The 20821-nt window shown below is 33.3% G+C and carries 19 protein-coding genes; 4 read left to right on the top strand and 15 right to left on the bottom strand.

Features of this window, described 5'->3' with window-relative positions; genetic code table 11:
- Positions 1-37: 37 nt before the first annotated feature.
- The 12 genes from ftsA to mraZ form a co-directional block, all read right to left on the bottom strand.
- A complete protein-coding gene (ftsA, locus tag ACM55F_RS10495) occupies positions 38-1420 on the bottom strand; it encodes a cell division protein FtsA (protein WP_416853749.1) in 1383 nt (460 codons plus the stop codon).
- A 6-nt stretch (positions 1421-1426) separates the two neighbouring features.
- The gene (locus tag ACM55F_RS10490) at positions 1427-2149 is read right to left on the bottom strand and encodes a cell division protein FtsQ/DivIB (protein ID WP_416853748.1); all 723 of its coding nucleotides are present in this window, start codon (positions 2147-2149) and stop codon (positions 1427-1429) included.
- Entirely contained in the window at positions 2136-3485 is a 1350-nt protein-coding gene (gene murC / locus ACM55F_RS10485; protein ID WP_416853747.1) for a UDP-N-acetylmuramate--L-alanine ligase, read from the bottom strand. Before murC ends, ACM55F_RS10490 begins: the two co-directional genes overlap by 14 nt.
- 227 nt (positions 3486-3712) lie before the next feature.
- The gene (gene murG, locus ACM55F_RS10480) at positions 3713-4801 is read right to left on the bottom strand and encodes an undecaprenyldiphospho-muramoylpentapeptide beta-N-acetylglucosaminyltransferase (protein ID WP_416853746.1); all 1089 of its coding nucleotides are present in this window, start codon (positions 4799-4801) and stop codon (positions 3713-3715) included.
- 59 nt (positions 4802-4860) lie between these two features.
- Complete coding sequence (locus ACM55F_RS10475) at positions 4861-6150, bottom strand: FtsW/RodA/SpoVE family cell cycle protein (protein WP_416853745.1); 1290 nt, start codon at positions 6148-6150, stop codon at positions 4861-4863.
- A gap of 77 nt (positions 6151-6227) precedes the next feature.
- Positions 6228-7559, bottom strand: a complete 1332-nt coding sequence (gene murD, locus ACM55F_RS10470; RefSeq protein ID WP_416853744.1) for a UDP-N-acetylmuramoyl-L-alanine--D-glutamate ligase — start codon at positions 7557-7559, stop codon at positions 6228-6230.
- A 1-nt stretch (position 7560) separates the two neighbouring features.
- A complete protein-coding gene (gene mraY / locus ACM55F_RS10465; RefSeq protein ID WP_416853743.1) occupies positions 7561-8790 on the bottom strand; it encodes a phospho-N-acetylmuramoyl-pentapeptide-transferase in 1230 nt (409 codons plus the stop codon).
- 6 nt (positions 8791-8796) lie between these two features.
- Positions 8797-10260: a UDP-N-acetylmuramoyl-L-alanyl-D-glutamate--2,6-diaminopimelate ligase gene (locus ACM55F_RS10460; protein ID WP_416853742.1), complete on the bottom strand. Its 1464-nt coding sequence runs from the start codon at positions 10258-10260 to the stop codon at positions 8797-8799.
- Positions 10257-12260, bottom strand: a complete 2004-nt coding sequence (locus ACM55F_RS10455; protein WP_416853741.1) for a penicillin-binding protein — start codon at positions 12258-12260, stop codon at positions 10257-10259. Before ACM55F_RS10455 ends, ACM55F_RS10460 begins: the two co-directional genes overlap by 4 nt.
- Entirely contained in the window at positions 12251-12598 is a 348-nt protein-coding gene (locus ACM55F_RS10450; protein WP_416853740.1) for an FtsL-like putative cell division protein, read from the bottom strand. The genes ACM55F_RS10455 and ACM55F_RS10450 overlap by 10 nt, the downstream gene beginning before the upstream one ends.
- Positions 12599-12604: 6 nt before the next feature.
- The gene (gene rsmH, locus ACM55F_RS10445) at positions 12605-13513 is read right to left on the bottom strand and encodes a 16S rRNA (cytosine(1402)-N(4))-methyltransferase RsmH (RefSeq protein WP_416853739.1); all 909 of its coding nucleotides are present in this window, start codon (positions 13511-13513) and stop codon (positions 12605-12607) included.
- On the bottom strand, positions 13488-13961 hold the full coding sequence (mraZ, locus tag ACM55F_RS10440) for a division/cell wall cluster transcriptional repressor MraZ (protein ID WP_416853738.1): 474 nt from the start codon (positions 13959-13961) through the stop codon (positions 13488-13490). Before mraZ ends, rsmH begins: the two co-directional genes overlap by 26 nt.
- Positions 13962-14342: 381 nt before the next feature.
- On the opposite strand from mraZ, the gene ACM55F_RS10435 reads away from it, so the two are divergent.
- Positions 14343-15116, top strand: coding sequence for an alpha/beta fold hydrolase (locus tag ACM55F_RS10435; protein ID WP_416853737.1), 774 nt, complete (start codon positions 14343-14345; stop codon positions 15114-15116).
- Positions 15117-15147: 31 nt separating this feature from the next.
- Positions 15148-15768 (top strand): ribosome biogenesis GTP-binding protein YihA/YsxC, encoded by a 621-nt coding sequence (gene yihA, locus ACM55F_RS10430; RefSeq protein ID WP_282728946.1) that lies wholly within the window; start codon positions 15148-15150, stop codon positions 15766-15768.
- Between the two features lie 75 nt (positions 15769-15843).
- Here the strand turns inward: yihA and gldC are convergent, their stop codons facing one another.
- Complete coding sequence (gene gldC / locus ACM55F_RS10425) at positions 15844-16179, bottom strand: gliding motility protein GldC (protein ID WP_091165314.1); 336 nt, start codon at positions 16177-16179, stop codon at positions 15844-15846.
- Entirely contained in the window at positions 16179-17135 is a 957-nt protein-coding gene (gene gldB / locus ACM55F_RS10420) for a gliding motility lipoprotein GldB (RefSeq protein WP_416853736.1), read from the bottom strand. Before gldB ends, gldC begins: the two co-directional genes overlap by 1 nt.
- A gap of 99 nt (positions 17136-17234) precedes the next feature.
- Between gldB and nadE the strand changes: the two genes are divergently transcribed.
- Positions 17235-18026 carry an NAD(+) synthase gene (gene nadE / locus ACM55F_RS10415; protein WP_416853735.1) on the top strand — a complete coding sequence of 264 codons (792 nt, stop codon included), beginning with the start codon at positions 17235-17237 and terminating at the stop codon, positions 18024-18026.
- A 112-nt stretch (positions 18027-18138) separates the two neighbouring features.
- Positions 18139-18768: a LuxR C-terminal-related transcriptional regulator gene (locus ACM55F_RS10410; protein ID WP_416853734.1), complete on the top strand. Its 630-nt coding sequence runs from the start codon at positions 18139-18141 to the stop codon at positions 18766-18768.
- On the opposite strand, the gene dnaG is transcribed toward ACM55F_RS10410, so the two are convergent.
- The gene (gene dnaG / locus ACM55F_RS10405; protein WP_416853733.1) at positions 18765-20741 is read right to left on the bottom strand and encodes a DNA primase; all 1977 of its coding nucleotides are present in this window, start codon (positions 20739-20741) and stop codon (positions 18765-18767) included. The genes ACM55F_RS10410 and dnaG overlap by 4 nt on opposite strands.
- Positions 20742-20821 lie beyond the last annotated feature (80 nt).

Genomic DNA, 20821 nt, shown 5'->3' with positions numbered 1-20821 from the left:
GATATTTATTATTTATTGTGTTTTTTGGGCACTGCCCTTATTCTGCATTATCTAAGAAATCCTTAATCTTATCCACATAACGGTCGAAGAAATTTCTCTGAATTCTGTTTACTGTCGAATTCTGTTTTTCATTAGTGTTTCGTGCCTCTTCCTCAACTTCCTCTTCAGAAACCTCAATCACTGGCGCTTGAACTATTGGCTGTCTGTAAACTGGTGCTTTTGGTTGTTCAATTGCATCCATTCTAACCGCACTTTGAGTATTATTTTCAATGCTGTTCATTACCAATCCAACTGCAGTAGCATATAAAGGACTTGAAATCTCCTCGTCTGAATTTCCAGCTAAATGTTCGTTTGGATATCCTATTCTCGTGTCCATTCCTGTAATATACTCTACTAACTGTTTGATGTGTTTCAATTGAGCACCACCACCAGTAAGCACTATCCCTGCGATTAGTTTTTTACGGGGATCTTCGTGTCCGTATGCTTTCACTTCCGTAAAAACTTGATCAATAATCTCAACAACACGAGCATGAATAATTTTAGAAAGATTCTTTAATGAAATTTCTTTTGGCTCTCTGCCTCTTAATCCCGGAATAGAAACAATCTCGTTGTCTTTATTTTCCCCTGGCCAAGCTGATCCAAATTTAACTTTCAATAATTCGGCTTGCTTTTCAATTATAGAACATCCTTCTTTGATATCATCTGTGATCACATTTCCTCCAAAAGGAATTACCGCAGTATGACGAATAATACCATCTTTGAAAATGGCTAAATCAGTTGTTCCACCACCTATATCGATAAGTGCAACTCCTGCTTCTTTTTCTTCCTGACTCAAAACCGCATCTGCCGAAGCTAATGGTTCTAATGTCAAACCTGACAATTCAATTCCTGAACTTTGAATACATCTGCCTACATTACGAATTGACGAGGCTTGTCCTACTACAACATGAAAACTAGACTCTAATCTTCCGCCATACATTCCTATAGGCTCTTTAATTTCAGATTGTCCGTCAATTTTAAATTCTTGTGGCAAAACATGAATTATTTCTTCGCCAGGTAACATTGCCAATTTATTTACTTGGTCAATCAAAAGCTGAATATCATATCCTCCAATTACTTCTTCGGGATTGCTTCTGCTTATGTAATCCGTATGTTGAATACTACGGATGTGCTGACCCGCAATTCCCACCACTACATCTTTTATTTTATAGCCAGAATTATTTTCGGCTTCTTGTATCGCTTGTTGTATCGATTGTATGGTTTGAGTGATGTTATTTACAACGCCTCTTGCCACACCTAAACTTTTAGATTTTCCTACACCTAAAATTTCTAGTTTTCCATATTCATTCTTCTTGCCTATCATGGCAACTATTTTAGTTGTCCCAATATCTAGACCTACTGCAATATTCTCTTTTTCCATTATCTATTATTTAGTGCAAACTACTTGTTCCGTAAATCGGAGATCAATCTTTTTATATTTATACAACGAACTATCTAAAACCGCCTTTTGAAAAAAAGCTTTGTAATTCTTAAATTTTCGCTCCACATTTATCATTCTACCAAAATCAATTTGATAATCAAAATTTCTATTGAGCATTTTTAAGCTACCATTCGGCATAATTTCAATTCCAATGATGTTTTTTTTCAAAAACGCATCGTCATAGATTGCGCGAAATAAGTCGGCTAAATCTTCGTTATTTTTTTTATTTATCCCCCCGGATACAAGTGGAACTCTCGCTGTAAAATTAGTTGACAATGGCATTCTATTCCCTTCGTAATCAATATAAAAAGAGCCTCCTTCATCAAAAACTCTAGCTATAGGAGTTTTTTGTTTTACTACTGCTTTCAACACACCGTCAATACTCACAAATACATCTGATTTTTCAATCATTTCTTGTGCATCTAGAGTTCTTTCCAGTTTATTCAAATCTAAATTAACTTTTTGAATGCCTGATGCCTCTCGTTTATTTTCTATTAACAATTTATTAACCGTTTCCTGTTTAACAAAAGGCGCATTATCTCCAACAAAAACCACTACAGATTTAGTCAATTTTCTATTTTTGTTTCGATTTGAGGTAAACGAAAACAGAAAAATTACTACTATAAACATTAGTATTAACCGAATATTTGTCCAATTAAAGAGTTTCATTTATTGCTTTTTTAATGGATGGCACTAATTCTCCAATATCCCCTGCTCCAATAGTTACAATAACGGTAGCATCGCTAGCTAAAATTGTTAAAATTAAATCACTTTTAGAGACTATTTTTTTATGATTATTGGTCATTTTATCCATCAACCATTGTGAATTTATGCCTTCCATTGGCAATTCACGGGCCGGATAAATATCTAATAAAACAACGTCATCAAAAGCAGATAAGCTTTTGGCAAAATCATCAGCAAAATCTCTCGTTCTGCTGAATAAATGTGGTTGAAAAATTGCCAAAACTTTTTGGTTAGGATATAATTCCCTAACGGCCTGATGTACTGCATTTATCTCCGTTGGATGGTGTGCATAATCATCAATATAAACTAACTTATCCGTTTTAATTTGGTAAGAAAATCTTCTTTTTATTCCTTTGAATGAAGCAATGGCTTTTGCAATGGCATCGGTTGGGGTGCCGAATATATTTGCCATTGCAATAGCCATTAATGCATTCATCAAATTGTGTTTTCCCGGTAATCCAAAATATAAATCTTTGATTATCTCCGTAGGCGTTTGTACGTCAAAAACATAACTACCATTTCCTACTCTAACATTAAAAGCTTTGAAAACAGCGTCTTCATTTACAGCACACGTTATACCCTCTAATGGTAATTCTTTCGTTATAAAAAGCTTGCTCTTATCTTCCACTTTTGAAGCAAATTCAACAAAAGATTCTTTTATCGCTTCACTGGTTCCATATATATCCAAATGGTCCGCATCCATTGATGTAATACACGCAATATTAGGATGCAAATGCAAGAACGAACGATCAAATTCATCCGCTTCAACAACCGTTACCGTTTTTCCGCTTCCTATTAAATTCGAATTGTAATTTTCTACAATTCCACCAATAAAAGCAGTAACATCAGCGCCACTTTCATATAAAATATGTCCTAAAATACCTGAAGTAGTCGTTTTTCCATGTGTTCCCGCTACTGCAAAACAAAAAGTATCTTTTGTGATTATTCCTAAAACTTCCGCTCTTTTTTTAACCTGAAAATCTCTTTCCAAGAAATAATTCCACTCCGAATGCGCTTTTGGAACTGCTGGAGTAATGATCACCAACGTATTTTCTACGTAAAAATCTGCAGGAATTAAATAGATACTGTCTTCAAAATGGATTGAAATTCCGCTTTCTATTAATTCACTGGTAAGAGCTGAAGGTGTTTTATCATAACCTGAAACTTGTTTTCCCAAATTCTTGAAATAACGAGCCAGATTACTCATCCCGATACCTCCAATTCCTATAAAATAGACGTTATGTATTTGATTTAAGTTCATATTATTATTATTTTGCCACAAAGGCGCTAAGACACGAATTTTATTTAAAATATTTATTATAATGATTGTATGATTAGATATAAGCCGAATATAATAGAGCCAAATCCCCCAATAAAACCTCTCCAATCATTTATATCTTTATGCTTTCTTCTTTTATTGAATACATAAGACAAAGTGACAATGCCAATTAAAAGAAAAATACAATCTTTAAAAGCATCATCCATTGACTACTTTATTAATTTTATTATTTCATCAACAATTTGTTTTGTTGCTTCTGGCATAGCCAATTGTTTTATATTTTCACTCAGTTGGTTTTGTTTTCCCTGATCTTTCAACAAGGCTTCAAAAACAAGACCAAATTGCGAATCAAGCTCCGATTCTTTGAGCATTAACGCTCCTTTTTTATCTACAATCGCTTGTGCGTTTTTAGTTTGGTGATCTTCAGCTACATTAGGTGACGGAATAAAAATCACTGGTTTCCCAACAATACACAACTCCGAAACTGATGACGCTCCTGCTCGGGAAATAATAACATCTGCAGCAGCATAGACTAAATCCATTCTTTCGATAAAAGCAACAACTTGAACATTGGCTGCATTATACTTTTTATAATCTTCTAAATATAATTTTCCACATTGCCAAATCACCTGAACATTTTGAGAAAGAATATTTTCCAATTCTTTTTCGATTAATTGGTTTACTCTTCTCGCTCCCAAACTTCCTCCAAGAACTAACAATGTTTTCTTTTTAGAGTCTAGATTAAAATATTGAATGGCTTCAGTCCTTTTGCTGTCGATATCTATTAAATCCTGACGCACTGGATTTCCGGTCAAAATCATTTTTCCTTTTGGAAAAAATCGCTCCAGATTTTCGTAAGCAACACAAATTTTGCTTGCTTTTTTACTCAATAATTTATTGGTAATTCCAGGATAGGAATTTTGTTCTTGAATTACTGTTGGAATACCTGCAATCCCAGCTATCTGCAACAACGGACCACTTGCAAAACCTCCAGTTCCAATAACTACATCTGGTCTAAAATCCTTTATTATTGTTCTGGATTTTAATAAACTTGAAAGCAATTTAATTGGAAAAAGCACATTATCAAATGTCAGTCTTCGCTGTAATCCTGCAATCCAAAGTCCTTTGATTTTGTAACCTGCCTGAGGTACTTTTTGCATTTCCATTTTATTATTGGCACCTACAAAAAGAATTTCGGCATTAGGAAAACGAGATTTTAATTCATTGGCAATTGCAATTGCCGGATAGATATGTCCTCCTGTTCCGCCACCGCTTAATATGAATTTATACTGTTTCATTTTTTTTAAAGTTACTGAGTTCCTAAGTTTTTAAAAATTACTTTTTTCTGAAAACCGAATTACTTATTTAAAACTGCATGCATTGGATTCTTAGCTTTATCTTCAATAGAATAATTTTCCTCTATTAGATCTTCCTCTTCTAATTCTCTATCGATTAATTTCTGCAGTGCTTCTTCTCTTTTGGCAGCATCTTTTAATTCTTGGGCGATTTCTTCCTCTTTTTTAGTTACACTTATGATAATTCCAAGTGCAAAACAGGTCATCCAGATAGAACTTCCTCCACTACTTATTAATGGCAATGTTTGTCCTGTAACAGGCAATAATTCTACTGCAACAGCCATATTAATCATCGCCTGAAATATCATGGGAAAACCTAATCCTATAACCACTAATTTCCCAAACAATGTATTGGCTTTATGCGAAGCAATGACAAATCGAAACAACAATAATAAATATAACGCAAGAACTCCCAAACCTCCTAAAAGTCCGTATTCTTCAACAATAATGGCATAAATAAAATCAGATGAAGATTGCGGCAAGAAATTCTTTTGAACACTTTTTCCAGGACCCAACCCATATATTTTACCAGATGCAATAGCGATTTTAGCTTTTTCTATTTGGTAATCATCTTCATCAGGTTTGTCAGTAGTAAAATTTTCAATTCTATTTCCCCAAGTTCCTACTCTACTAAAAAACCTAGAATCAGGAAAAGCTTTAGCAATCAGAATAAAAAAAGCAAGAAATACTATTCCTGAACCTATTATAACAGCAATATATTTTAATGGATATTTTCCAATAAAAGTTAGCATCAGAATCATGGAAAAAATCAATGCTGTTGTAGAAAAATTAGCTGGCAAAATAAACATCAAAGTTACAAACACCGGAACCCAAAGTTCCCACAAAGAAGATTTGAATGTCACTGGCTCTTCTCTTGTTTTCGACAAATAACGTGCAACAAATATAAATAGCACCATGGACGCCAATGTTGATGTTTGGAAGGTTATTCCAATAAAAGGTACTTGAATCCATCGACTGGCATTGGCACCGGCTATAACAGTTCCTTTAATTAATGTGTAAGCCAATAATATCCAAACAACTGGCAATCCAACTTTAGAAATAGCTCTGAAATAATGATAAGGCACTTTATGCACCCAATAAATAATAGAAAAACCGATACAAATATGTGCCAAATGTTTTACCAAATAACCTAATGTATTTCCATTTCCTTGACCTAAGTAGGCCAAATTACTACTCGCACTAAAAACAGGCATAAATGAAAACAAGGCTAATAAAGCCACGAATGACCAAATTCCTTTATCTCCTTTTAAACTGTTAACTAGTTGTTTCATTTTTGTGTTTGTTTAAAGTTTTACTTATTTAAACTTTAAGGTTGGGGAGCCTCAAAATCTAAATAAATAAAACTTTTTTATAAATTTTTAACTGCTTGCTTGAACTGATTTCCTCTGTCCTCATAGTTTTCAAATAAATCAAAACTAGCACAAGCCGGTGATAATAATACTGTATCTCCCTTTTCTGATAATCGTTGCGCCATTCTCACAGCATCATTCATATTGTCAACTTCAATCATCATATCAACTACATTTCCAAAAACATCAATAATTTTTTTGTTATCCACACCAAGGCAAATAATAGCTTTTACTTTCTCACGTACTAACGACATTAATTCATTGTAATCATTTCCTTTATCAACACCTCCCACAATCCAAACTGTAGGCGTATTCATACTGTCTAATGCAAAAAAAGTAGCGTTTACATTAGTTGCTTTTGAATCATTAATGTACTGTACATTTTGAATTTTCAATACTTTTTCAAGACGGTGTTCTACTCCCTGAAAATTAGATAAACTTTCACGTATTGTAGATTTTCTAATCTGCATCAATTTTGCCACAGAGGTTGCTGCCATTGCGTTTTTCATGTTATGTTTTCCTTCTAAGGCAATATGTTCTGTGTCCATTGTAAACTCTTCTTGATTGATTGAAATTTCCATTTTGTTGTTTTTTATATAAGCTCCTTCGCTGAAAGTTTTTGTCAATGAAAAAGGAATTAATTTGGCTTTTGTTGTGTGTGTTTTAAACCATTCTGAAATGGCTTCATCATCGGCATCGTAAATGAGGTAATCTTCCTCGGTTTGATTCATTGTAATTCTAAACTTTGAATCAATGTAATTTTCATATTTGTAATCATATCGATCTAAATGATCAGGACTTATATTCGTAATAATCGCAATATGTGGTTTAAAATTTACAATCCCATCCAATTGAAAACTACTCAATTCAAGCACATAAGAATCGTATTTATTATCTGCTATTTGCCAGGCGAAACTCTTTCCAATATTCCCTCCCAGTCCTACATTTAATCCTGCTGATTTCAACAAATGATGGGTCAACATCGTGGTGGTAGTCTTTCCATTGCTTCCGGTGATTCCTATTATAGTTGCATCTGTAAAAGGAGCCGCAAACTCAATTTCCGACAATACCGGAATTTCTTTTGCCAAAAGCTTTTTCACTATTGGAGATTTATCCGGAATTCCCGGGCTTTTCATCACCACATCAGCATTCAAAATCAAATCTTCCGTATGCTTTTCTTCTTCCCAAGAAATTTCATTAATGATAAGAACCTCTTTGTAATTTCCTTTTATCTTTCCAAAATCAGACACAAAAACATCGTATCCTTTTTTCTTACCTAGAATAGCAGTTCCTACTCCGCTTTCTCCTCCACCTAAAATTACTAACCTCATATTATCTTAATTTTAAAGTGACAATTGACAATATGGCCAGCATTATAGCAACAATCCAAAAACGGGTTACAATCTTACTTTCATGATACCCTTTCTTCTGATAATGATGATGCAAAGGCGACATTAGGAATATTCTTCGGCCTTCACCAAAGCGTTTCTTGGTATATTTGAAATAACTTACTTGTAAAACCACAGATAAATTTTCGACAAGAAAAATACCGCATAATAAAGGAATCAACATTTCTTTTCGAACGGCAATTGCCAAAACAGCAATAATCCCACCAATAGTCAAACTTCCTGTATCACCCATAAATACTGATGCCGGATAGGAGTTATACCATAAAAAACCAATCAATGACCCTACAAATGCGGCAATAAAAACTGTCATTTCCCCCGAATTAGGGATATACATAATATTCAAATAATTGGAGAAAATTATATTCCCCGAAACAAACGTAAATATTCCTAATGCAAGAACTGAAACAGCAGAAGTCCCCGCGGCAAGTCCATCAATACCATCCGTTAAATTAGCACCGTTAGAAACTGCAGTTATAATGAAAATAACAACCGGAATAAAAATTAACCAAGCCCATTTTTCATATCCTTCGCCAGTCCATGCTAATAATTCAGCATAATCAAATTCATTATTTTTAAAGAAAGGAATTGTTGTAGCTGTAGATTTTTCTTCAACTGGCGCAGGCAAAATTACGGTTTCTGTTGGCACTTTAAAAATATCTGATGTAGAAGTATCTGTACGAACCGTTACACTGGGACTAAAATAAAGAACAGTACCTACTATTAAACCAAGACCTACTTGTCCTACAACTTTGAATATTCCTTTTAAACCTTCTTTATCTTTCTTGAAAATTTTAATATAATCATCTATAAAACCAATTGTCCCCATCCAAAGTGTGGTCACAATCAATAAAACAATGTAGATGTTATGCAGTTTTGCAAAAAGCACAACCGGAACCAGAGTGGCAAATATGATAATTAATCCTCCCATTGTTGGCGTACCCGCTTTTTCATTTTGACCTGCTAAACCAAGTTCACGAACGGTTTCTCCCACTTGTTGTCTTTGCAGGAAACGGATTATTCTTTTTCCATAAATTGTAGATAACAATAAAGAAAGCATCAATGCCAATGCAGATCTAAAAGTAATATACTGAAAAACGCCTGTCCCTGGAACGTCTAATGTTTTGTCTAAATATTCAAATAAGTAATACAGCATATTTTTCTATTTATGAAGTTGATCTAATATTTCTTTAACTATTTTCATGTCGTCAAAATCATGGCGAACGCCATTTATTTCCTGATACGTCTCATGCCCTTTTCCAGCAATTAAAATAATATCATTGGGCTGAGCCAATTGACATGCCGTTTTTATAGCCTGCTTTCTATCTGTTATAGTCAATGTCTTTTTATAATTTTGTGGCGCAACTCCTTGCTCCATTTCAGTAATAATAACTTCGGGATCTTCATTTCTAGGATTATCCGAAGTAAAAATTGCTTTGTCACTCAAATCAGATGCAATACCAGCCATAATTGGTCGCTTGGTTTTATCTCTATTTCCTCCACAACCTACAACCGTAATTAATTGTTCGTTTTTTGTACGAATGTCATTGATTGTTTTCAGCACATTTTCTAATGCATCCGGTGTATGCGCATAATCCACTATCGCCGTAATATTTGAAGAGGATACAATAAATTGAAAACGCCCCGAAACACTTTCTAAATCTGACAATAACCGAAGCACTTCCAAACTTTCCATACCAAGTTCAATCGCAGTTCCATAAATAGCCAATAAATTATACGCATTAAATGTTCCTATCAATTTTACCCAAACTTCATTTCCGTTTATTTTCAACAACAAACCTGACAATTGATTTTCCAGAATTTGCGCTTTATAATCAGCATACGATTTTAAGGCATAGGTCAGTTTTTTTGCAGCGGTGTTCTGCAACATCACTTGCCCATTTTTATCATCAATATTGGATAATGCAAAGGCTGTTTTAGGTAAATTATCGAAAAACGATTTTTTCACATCCCTGTATTCTGCAAACGTTGGATGATAATCCAAATGGTCGTGAGACAAATTGGTAAAAATACCGCCAACAAAATGCAATGCTTTGGTTCTTTTTTGATGAATTCCATGAGAACTCACTTCCATAAAACAGTATTCAACACCGTTCTCCACCATTTCTTTTAGATAATGATTTATCGTAATTGAATCAGGAGTGGTATGTGTCGCTTTATATTCAACATCATCAACTAAAATTTTTACTGTAGAAAGTAATCCAACTTTAAAACCTGCTTTTTTAAATAATTGATACAATAAAGAAGCAATAGTAGTTTTACCGTTTGTTCCTGTAATTCCAACCAATTTCAAGTTTTGAGAAGGATCTCCAAAATAATTTGCAGCCATAAATGCTACCGCTGAATTCGTATCTTTTACCTGAACATAGGTAACCCCTTTTGCAATATTCTCCGGAAATGTATCGCATATAACGGCTACAGCGCCTTGCTCAATTGCTTTTTCTATAAAATCGTGACCATCAGAAATGGAGCCACGAATAGCAATAAAAACATCATTGGATTCGATTTTTCTAGAATCAAAATCCATTTTATTAATAGTAATATCCGTCGAACCTTTTACGGCTTCGATAGCTACTTTGTATAATATATCTTTTAATATACTCATGATAATTCCAATAGTATAGTTGTATTTTTTACAATATTCTGACCGGCAGCAAGCGATTGTTTTTTCACTTTCCCTACTCCAATAGCTCTTACTTTTATGCCTAAATTTTCTAATAAGGCAACTGCATCCATACCTGACATTCCTTTTACATTAGGAATTAACTGCTCTTTCTTTTGTGACTTAACAAAATAAGAATCATAATTAATTTCTTGTTTTTGTATTTTTCTATCTAAGTTTTTAATCTCATTTGTCGAAGGGGCGTCTGTAAAAATCTTTTGTGCGATTCTCTTAAAAACGGGACCTGCCACGTCTGCACCATAATAATTATTTAGCGCTGTACTTGGCTTGTGTACTACTACTATACAGGAATACATCGGTTTATCTGCTGGGAAATAACCAACAAACGAGGAAGCATAATATTTACCCGAACCTCCGTCTTTACCGTAATTCACTTGTGCCGTTCCTGTTTTTCCCGCCATAGAAAAATCTTTAGAATACAATTTTGAACCAGTACCTTTTTTCACTACGTTTTCTAAAACTGCTTGTAATTTCAAAATAGTCTCTTTCGAGCAAACTCTTGGATTCAAAACTTCTTTCTCATACTTTTTGATAGTCTTGTTCCATTCTTTAATTTCAGAAACAAACTGAGGTTTAACCATTTCCCCATTATTAGCAACAGCATTATAAAATGCTAATGTTTGCATTGGTGTAATGGAAACTCCGTATCCAAAAGCCATCCAAGGAAGTGAAATGTTTGACCAGTTTTTATCACTTGGTTGCGGAATATATGGTCGACCTTCCCCTTTAATTGAAAGTCCTAATGGCTTGTTTAATCCAAAATTATTAAGATGATTTACAAATTGCGAAGGGTTATTTTTATAATTATCATAAACCGCTTGAACCATAATCGTATTAGATGAAAGTTCAAAACCTCTCGCTAAAGAAATTTTACCGTAACCGCCTTCATGAGAGTCGCGCACTTTTTTTCCTGAATACATCACAACTCCACCTTTACTGTCATAAACAGTACTGGTGTCCGCTTTTTTATCTTCAAGAAGCGCCATTAAATCCGCTAATTTATAGGTAGAACCTGGCTCATGAGATTCGGCAACTGCATAGTTTGTGGTTTCATAGTAAGTTCCGTCTTTCGCTCTTCCTAAATTTGAAATTGCTTTTACATGACCCGTCTTAGTTTCCATAACTACCACACAACCATGATCAGCCTGATACAGTTCCAACTGTTTTAGTAAAGCATGATGCGCTATATCTTGAACATAAACATCTATAGTTGATATGACATCATAGCCATCTTGAGGATCAACTTCATTAATATCACGAATAGGTTTCCACTGCCCCTTTGCTATTTTTTGTTTTAAAATTTTTCCGTCTTTACCGTTCAGATATTTTCTAAAAGCCCATTCAATTCCTTTTCCATCTAGCGATTCACCATTAGAAGTTCGCTCGTAACCTACGGTTCGTTCTGCAATTTTCCCTATTGGATGCTCTCTTACTGTTTCTTGTTCAATAATAATCCCTCCTTTGTAAGCACCTAATTTAAATAATGGAAAACCTTTAATTTTAAAATACTGGGTGTAACTCAAATTACGGGCAATCAAATAATACCTGTTCTTATTTGCTCTGGCTTTTCGTAATTCGTTTTCAAAAAAATTAGATGTTTTTCCTAAAACGAAGGCTAATGAATCGGACAATGACTTAACATTTTTTTCGAATGCTTCAGGTTTTGGAGCCACAGCATCAAAACGTATTTCATAATTAGGAATAGAAGTCGCTAAAAGACTCCCATCAGCAGAATAAATATTCCCTTTATTAGCAGGAATTACAAAATTCCTAACAGTTCTTTCTTTAGCTAATTTTCTATAATAATCTCCTTCGACCCATTGAATATTTGTCAATTTTACAGCAATCGCAATGGCCATCAAAAAGATAGCGAATGCAACCAGATAAATTCTGTACGATATGTATTTATCTTCTACTGCCATATTTTTTTGAAAAAGCTTTTTTCTTCTTCTTTTTTAACTTTGATTTTAACTGGAGGAACTGTTGACGGGAAAATTTGTTTTTCTACCATTTTTTCAGAAACAGTCGATTCCATTTTCAATTTCATCAATTCCGAACGTCTATCAACAAATTCCGAACGTAACTCTTTAACCTGATTTGTCAACTCAACAATCTTAAACACTTTTTGCTCAAATCGTTGTGTATTAGCAATCATGACAATCGCTAAAATAATTATAAAAACAATGAATCGCCAGTTTTTTACCGCATCATCATCTATAAGAAATTTAGCTTTTAATAGGCTGTAAACTCCATTTTTCATAACTAATTATATCTTTTCAGCTATTCTTAATTTGGCACTTCTTGCTCTATTATTTTCTTTAATCTCAGCGTTGTCTGGAACTATTAATTTTCCAACTGTCTTGAATGGAACAGAAAAATTACCAAAAAAGTCTCGCTCAGGTTCCCCTTCAAACATTCCGTTTTTCATAAATCTTTTCACCAAACGGTCTTCTAATGAATGATATGATATCACGCTTAATCTGCCGCCTGGATTTAATATTTCTAAGGATTGTTCCAAGAATTCTTTCAAAACATCCATTTCCTGATTTACTTCAATTCGGATGGCCTGATAGATTTGAGCCAATATTTTATTTCTAACTCTTTCAGGTAAATATCTCGCCAAAACGGCTTTCAATTCATCAGTTGTTTTGATTGGTTGCTCCTCTCTGGCTTCTATAATTGTTCTTGACAAAGCAGGTGCATTTTTTAATTCACCATAATCCAAAAACACCCTTCTCAAATCCGCATCTTCATATTCATTGACAACTCGATAGGCATTCAAATCATTTTTTTGACTCATTCTCATATCCAAATCCGCATCAAAACGAGTAGAAAAACCTCTTTCAGCAACATCAAATTGATGAGACGAAACCCCTAAATCCGCCAAGATTCCATCAACACTTTTCACCCCATAAAAACGCAAAAAACGTTTTATAAAACGGAAATTTTCATTAATAAGCGTAAATCTTTCATCAGGCAAGGCATTCGCCAAAGCATCTTCATCCTGATCGAAAGCAAACAACTTTCCGTTTAGCCCGAGTCTTTTCAATATTTCTTTCGAATGCCCTCCACCGCCAAAAGTCACATCCACATAAATGCCATCTGGCTTAATATTTAAACCATCTACTGATGCCTGAAGCAAAACCGGATTATGATATTCCATTGTCGTCGTCATTTATATTTCCCATTACTTCTTCTGCCAAATCTGCAAAATCAACATCTTCTCCATTTATTGATTTTTCGTATAAATCTTTATCCCAAATCTCAACAATATTCACTGCCGATGAGAACACAACTTCTTTAGCAATACTCGCAAACATTACTAAATCTTTCGGCACCAACAATCTACCTAAAGCATCTATCTCAACCACTTTAACCCCGGCTGTAAACCTGCGGATAAAGTCATTGTTTTTCTTCACGAACCGATTCAGCTTATTGATTTTTTGCATCATCAAATCCCACTCTTTCATAGGATACAACTCTAAACAGGGTTGAAAGACGGAACGCTTCAAAACAAAACCGTTTTGAAGAGAAGTAGCCAATTGCTTTTTTAAAGGCGCCGGCAACAGCAACCTCCCTTTAGCATCAACTTTACATTCATATGTTCCAATAATTGTATCCAAGCAAAAAATATTAAATGATGTTGAGCAAAAATATAAAAAATATTACCACTATTTACCACTATCTACCACTTTGTTAATAAGTTTAACCACTTTCGAGAAAAAAGCCTTAATTTTTGGACAGTCAGAACGTTAGCTCTCTTTTATTTTATTTGTAAGAAAGGTAATGTTATAAAAAAAAGGAGGCTAAATACAATGAAATTTGAATTTAAAAGCATAAGAACAAATTCGAAATAATTAAATTTCAGAACCCAAATACACAAAAAAGAGATGTCTGTTTTTATAGCAACACGTATAATTTTACAATTAAAAATTGTTGTAAAAATTCATTTTTATTTATTAAATCCTATATTTGTCAAAATTGAAAATCCGTATTCAAAAAAAATGGAAAAACACTATAAAAAAGAAGGTAGATATAGCTATTATGAAGCTGGTGAAGGAACTCCAATTGTCATCTTACATGGGCTTATGGGTGGACTTAGCAACTTTGATGCTGTTGCAAGTTACTTTTCTACAAAAGGATATAAAATAATCATCCCAGATTTACCTATATACACTCAAAACATTTTAAAAACGAATGTAAAAAGTTTTGCAAAATATGTTAAAGATTTCATAACATTCAAAGGGTTAGACAGGGTAATTCTTTTAGGAAATTCATTAGGTGGTCATATTGCTTTATATCACACTAAAATGTATCCCGAAAAAGTAGCCGGACTTGTAATAACCGGAAGTTCTGGACTTTACGAAAGCGCAATGGGTGATAGTTATCCTAAAAGAGGCGATTATGAATACATCAAGAAAAAAGCCGAAGATGTATTTTATGATCCAAAAGTAGCTACTAAAGAACTTATTGATGAAGTTTACGAATCTGTAAATGACAGGATAAAATTGATCAAAACATTGACAATTGCTAAAAGCGCTATTCGTCATAATATGGCAAAAGATTTACCAAAAATGCATGTTCAAACCTGTATCATTTGGGGAAAAAATGACAAAGTTACTCCGCCAGATGTTGCCGAAGAGTTTAATAAATTATTACCTAATTCAACTTTATATTGGATAGACAAATGTGGTCATGCCGCTATGATGGAACATCCTGATGAGTTTAATCGTTTGTTAGAAGATTGGCTAACCCATACTCATTTAGCAGCACATTAATCTTAAAAGGAGAATTTTACACCTAGAAAAAATGAAAATTAATACTGCCGAATTTGTTATCAGCAACTCCGATGTAGCCAAATGTCCGAAAGACTTTTTGCCTGAATATGCTTTTATAGGCCGATCAAATGTTGGGAAGTCCTCTTTGATAAACATGCTGACCAATCATAAAAAGTTAGCTAAAACATCCGGAAGGCCGGGAAAAACACAATTAATTAATCATTTTTTGATTAATAGCAATTGGTTTTTAGTCGATTTACCAGGTTACGGTTATGCGAAAGTTTCTAAAAAAACAAAATCTATTTTTCAGGAATTTATCACTGATTATTTCGAAACCAGAGAACAACTCGTTTGCGCTTTTGTTTTGATTGACATTCGTCATGAAGCGCAAACCATAGATATTGAATTTATGTCCTACATGGGCGAAAGTGAAATTCCTTTTTGTATCGTTTTCACAAAAGCAGATAAAATCAGTAAGGTAAAAATCGATTCTCATATTGCAGCATACAAAAAGAAAATGTTTGCTAACAATTGGGCCGAAATGCCTCATTACTTTGTTACCTCAGCAACAGAATCTACCGGAAAAGAAGAATTATTAAGCTATATTGATGAAGTAAATCAAGAAGTATTCAAAAATAATAGTCAGTTTTAGAAACTCTATTTTTTATAAAAAAACCCAAAACTTCAAAAATATAGTTTTGGGATTTTTTTTGGAACAAAACCTTATTTATTTTGTTAGCTCCAATTTCTCGGCAAAATAATCGCAAAAATCTTTCATAGTATCTGCCATTTTTTCGTCATCTGTAGCTCGTTTGAATGTTTCGGACATCGCCACTAAAGTCTGGTGAAAGAAAATTTTCATTTCATCAACCGGCATATCCTTGGTCCATAAATCAATTCGCATACTTTCTTTTGCCTTGCTGTCCCAGATAGACAACATAATTGCTTTTGCCTCTTCTTGTTCAACTCCACCGTCTTTGGCAGACCACATTAATTTTTCCGGAACACGGTTTTCATCTAATTCAATTAGAAACTTAATTTCTGATGTATTTTTATTCGACATTACTTTTTGGGTTTGTATTTTGATTTCACAAATATTTCTTTTGCATTGGTTTTTAATAAATCTACCAAAGGCACTTCATTATTTTTCATATAAGAGCGTACCATTTGCCATCCTATCCAGGCACCAACCTGCCCTGGTGATTCATTATCAATTTCCAAATAAAATTTAGAAAATGGAGCTGGATTAATAAATCGCGGTATTAATTTTTGATCATCACTATAGAGCATTTCTTTTTCAATAAAATAACGCCACATATAACTTTCATTTTCTTCACACCATTTAATTTGTTCTGGTGTGTAGCCCATTTTTTCTGCATCACTATAATTTGGCAAAAGTAAGTCTTTTAAATATAATTGTTTGCCAAAATAAATCATTTGGCTAATCATATTCTTATCTGTAACAGGCGCAATTTTATGTGTTGAAAAACTCGAAACTATATCTGGTAAGATTTGTCTTTGTTCAAAATTTTGCTTTATGTAATTTGGAAATTGATAAAATTTATGATTTTTTCCTAAATACAATTCAAGCGAAACAATCACCAGACTATCTGCATAAATAGCCTTATTATTATAATCCATTTCTGAGATTATAGTGATAACTTTTGGAGCTTTTGTTTGGGGAAAATAATATTTAATATGCTTAAAAAGAGACTGCAGTTCTACTTTTACAGGTTCAAAATTAGTATACTTTTTTTGAACTTCGGTATACAATTCCCTCCAGATTGGATCCCGCATTTTATTCAACCAAATGCTATTATCATTTCCTTTAGGGAAAAAGAAAGGAAAGGCTGCCTTTATTTTTTCTAAATCTTCTGGAGGAGTTTCAAAAAATATTTTGTCGAAGCGTTCTACTTTTAATACTAAAGGAATTTTTTCAACATTATTTTCTATCTTATTTTTTTTATCACAGGATAAAAAAAAGAGACAAAAGACTACAAAAAACAAATTTTTTTTCATATTTATTAATTAAATTTGCTACCTAAGAAAAAAGGAAACGAATGCGCAACAAATTGATTTTGCAAATATACATTCCTGCTTTTTAAAACGTAAACTATTATGACTAAAAAAAGTACAATCCAAGTTGAAAAAGTGAATGCTCACATAGTAAATTGGCTTAAAACTTATGCAGAAAATGCAAAAGTTAACGGATTTGTCATCGGGATTTCAGGAGGAGTAGATTCAGCTGTTACATCAACATTATGTGCGCAAACCGGATTACAAGTTTTATGTGTTGAAATGCCAATCCACCAGCCGCACAGTCATGTAACTCGTGGTCGCGAACATATCGAACAATTAAAAAATAGATTTCCAAATGTAACAAGTATAGAAGCTGATTTGACTTCTGTTTTTGAAAGTTTCAAAAAAATAGTTCCAGATGATGTTGACACACATAAATTAAACTTATCCTTAGCCAATACACGAGCACGTTTACGAATGACTACATTATACTATTTCGCAGGTATTTATGGATTATTGGTTGCAGGTACAGGAAATAAAGTAGAAGATTTTGGAGTGGGCTTCTATACAAAATATGGTGATGGCGGAGTAGATTTAAGTCCTATTGCTGATTTAGTGAAATCTGAAGTTTATAGTTTGGCTGCTTATTTAGAAGTTCCTGATTCTATTTTAAAAGCATCTCCATCTGACGGATTATTTGGTGACGAAAGAACCGATGAAGATCAATTAGGAGCCAGTTATGACGAGCTGGAATGGGCAATGAATCAAGACGAAAAAGGAAAAACTGCAAATGATTTTACTGGCAGAGAAAAGGTGGTTTTTGAAATTTACAAGCGTTTAAACGCTGCCAACAAACACAAAATGAACGCAATACCAGTTTGTTTATTATAAATTAAAAAAATAAATTGCATTTTATATTGATTTTCAATTAATTACAGAATTTATTTATTAAATTTACTATCCCAAAAGATAAACAACACTTAAAACTTAAAAAATTAAAATTATGATTAAAGTATGTTTAGCCGATAATTATCCCGTAGTGCATTTTGGAGTAAAATCTTACTTTAAAGATCATGCTGAAATTTCAATAGTTGCCAATGTTGGGAATTTTTTGATGGTTCGGGATATATTGCTTACCAAAGAGATTGATGTATTAATATTGGATTTGGAATTAGAGGGGCTTTCAAGCATTTTTGAAGTAAAATCAGTTTTGAAAAATTTTCCAAAAACAAAAATTATTATATTCAGTGGTCTTTCAGAACAAATTTACGCACCAAATGCTATAAAAGCAGGGGTTTCAGGATTTATTCACAAAAAAGAAAAACTAGAAACTTTAGGAGTTTCAATTATCAAAGTCCACCAAGGAAAGATAATTATTAACGAAACCGTTAAGAAAAATCTAGCATTAATTGCAAAACAAAGTAAGAGCGAACGATTGTATCGAAAGCTTTCCAATCGTGAGGTAGAAGTTTTACGCTATTTAAGTGATGGAAAAAAGAATCATGAAATAGCTGAAATTCTAAAACTCAACGAAAAAACAATTAGTACTTACAAATTAAGATTACTGACAAAACTGAATGTTACCAATTTAGTCGATTTAGTAAACAAAGCAAAAACATTAGAAATCGTTTAGTAATATCTAGACATTACTCTTCCTAATTTTTTTGAAAACGAATGGGTTAACATATTATAATCCATAATCATAGACATGGGCTCTGTGTTATCTGAATTTGGTTCTGATAATATAGAGCTTTTTAGTTCTTCGATTATTTTACCCACTAAATACCATCGCAAAGTTAAAATAGTCTCGGAAACATTCTGAACTATAGTATCATTTTTAGATTTTGGAAAAATATTCTGTCCCTCCCAATTGTGCAAAATAACTCTTTCATCTTCCATCAAAATATCAGTTACTTCTTGCGCAAAATCCGACTGTAAATGCATCAAATACTGCTCTAAACTGAAACTTTCATTTTGATGATAGAAGTTTATCAAATCATTAAATATATCCCGAAACAGTGGATTTGCTAATTCAACCTCATCTTCCTGCAAACTCAAATAAATTCTCTGATATACTTTATATTCCTTTTTTTCTAAAACATTTTCGATTTCACCATCCTCATTTGTCTTCAAAAAAGCATCTTCAAACTCTTCTGTTTTATTTCCGTACAATAGAAGAATTTCAATGATTTTTCTTTCCAAACGATAAAGAATGTCTACTTTTTCTGCATCAACTGGATTTTCATTTTTCACAATTTCAAAAGCTTTTTGCTCTTGTTTTTGTTTTTTCCCAACTTCAACAACGTCTTTTTGTACCAATTGTGCTAAAGTACTTAGCAAGACTTGTTCAGAAATATCCATAATTCGGGAACATTCCTGAATATAAATTTCGCGTTGAATTCTATCCGGAATTTTCGAAATACTCACCACCATGTCCCGAATTAAATCCGCTTTTTTGATAGGATCATTCTTGGCTTCATTCATCAAAAGTGATGCTTTGAACTGAATGAAATCTTTAGCATTATTTTCGAGGTATAAAACTAAATCATCATAAGACGTTTTCTTGGCAAAACTATCCGGATCATCTCCATCAGGAAATGTGCATACTTTTACATTCATCCCTTCTTCAAGAATCAAATCGATTCCTCGAATGGAAGCGCGCAAACCTGCCGCATCTCCATCAAAAAGAACAGTAATATTCTTTGTTAATCTATTTACTAATCGAATTTGATCTGGTGTCAAAGCTGTCCCTGAGGAAGCAACAACATTTTCAATTCCAGATTGATTGAACTGAATTACATCCGTATATCCTTCGACTAAATAACAATTATTCAGTTTAGCTATTGCTTGTTTAGCTTGAAAAATCCCATAAAGGACTTTACTTTTATGGTAAATATCACTTTCTGGAGAATTCAGGTATTTTGCAGCTTTTTTATCATTAGTGAGAATACGTCCTCCAAAACCAAGTACCCTTCCTGACATACTTTGTATTGGAAACATCACACGACTTTTGAAACGGTCAAATGGCCTGTCTTCTCTAGCGATTGTTAAACCCGTACTTTCCAGAAACTCTAATTTGTATCCTTTTCCTAAAGCTTCTTTTGTGAAAGCATCCCAAGCTTCTGGGGAATAACCCAATCCAAATTTCTTTATAGTTTCATTTGTAAAACCTCTTTCTTTGAAATAAGAATACCCAATTGCTTTTCCTTCTTCCGAATTCAAAAGTGTATTATGGAAATACGTTTTTGCAAATTCCGAAACCAAATACATACTTTCTCGAACATCAGTATTGGCTTTCTCTTCATCCGTTTGCTCGGTTTCTTCAATTTCAATATTGTATTTTTTGGCTAAATAGCGAATAGCTTCCGGATACGTAAACTTTTCGTGTTCCATCAAGAAAGCCACAGAGTTGCCACCTTTCCCAGAACTAAAATCTTTCCAAATTCCTTTGGCAGGAGAAACCATGAACGATGGAGAACGCTCTTCAGAAAACGGACTTAGCCCTTTGAAGTTACTTCCTGCACGTTTCAAGTGTACAAAATCACCAATAACCTCCTCTACTCGAGCAGTTTCGAAAACAGTATCTATAGTGGCTTTTGAAATCAAATTGGATAAAATATTTAATAGTTGAAAAGTGTGTAAAAATACACAAATCAAAGTTTATAATTGAATATCTAAAACAAAAA

It is taken from the genome of Flavobacterium melibiosi (assembly GCF_048158545.1).
Classification (GTDB): Bacteria; Bacteroidota; Bacteroidia; order Flavobacteriales; family Flavobacteriaceae; genus Flavobacterium; species Flavobacterium melibiosi.
The sequence above is the reverse complement of the archived record's forward strand: the minus strand, read 5'-3'. Positions and strand labels throughout refer to the sequence as shown.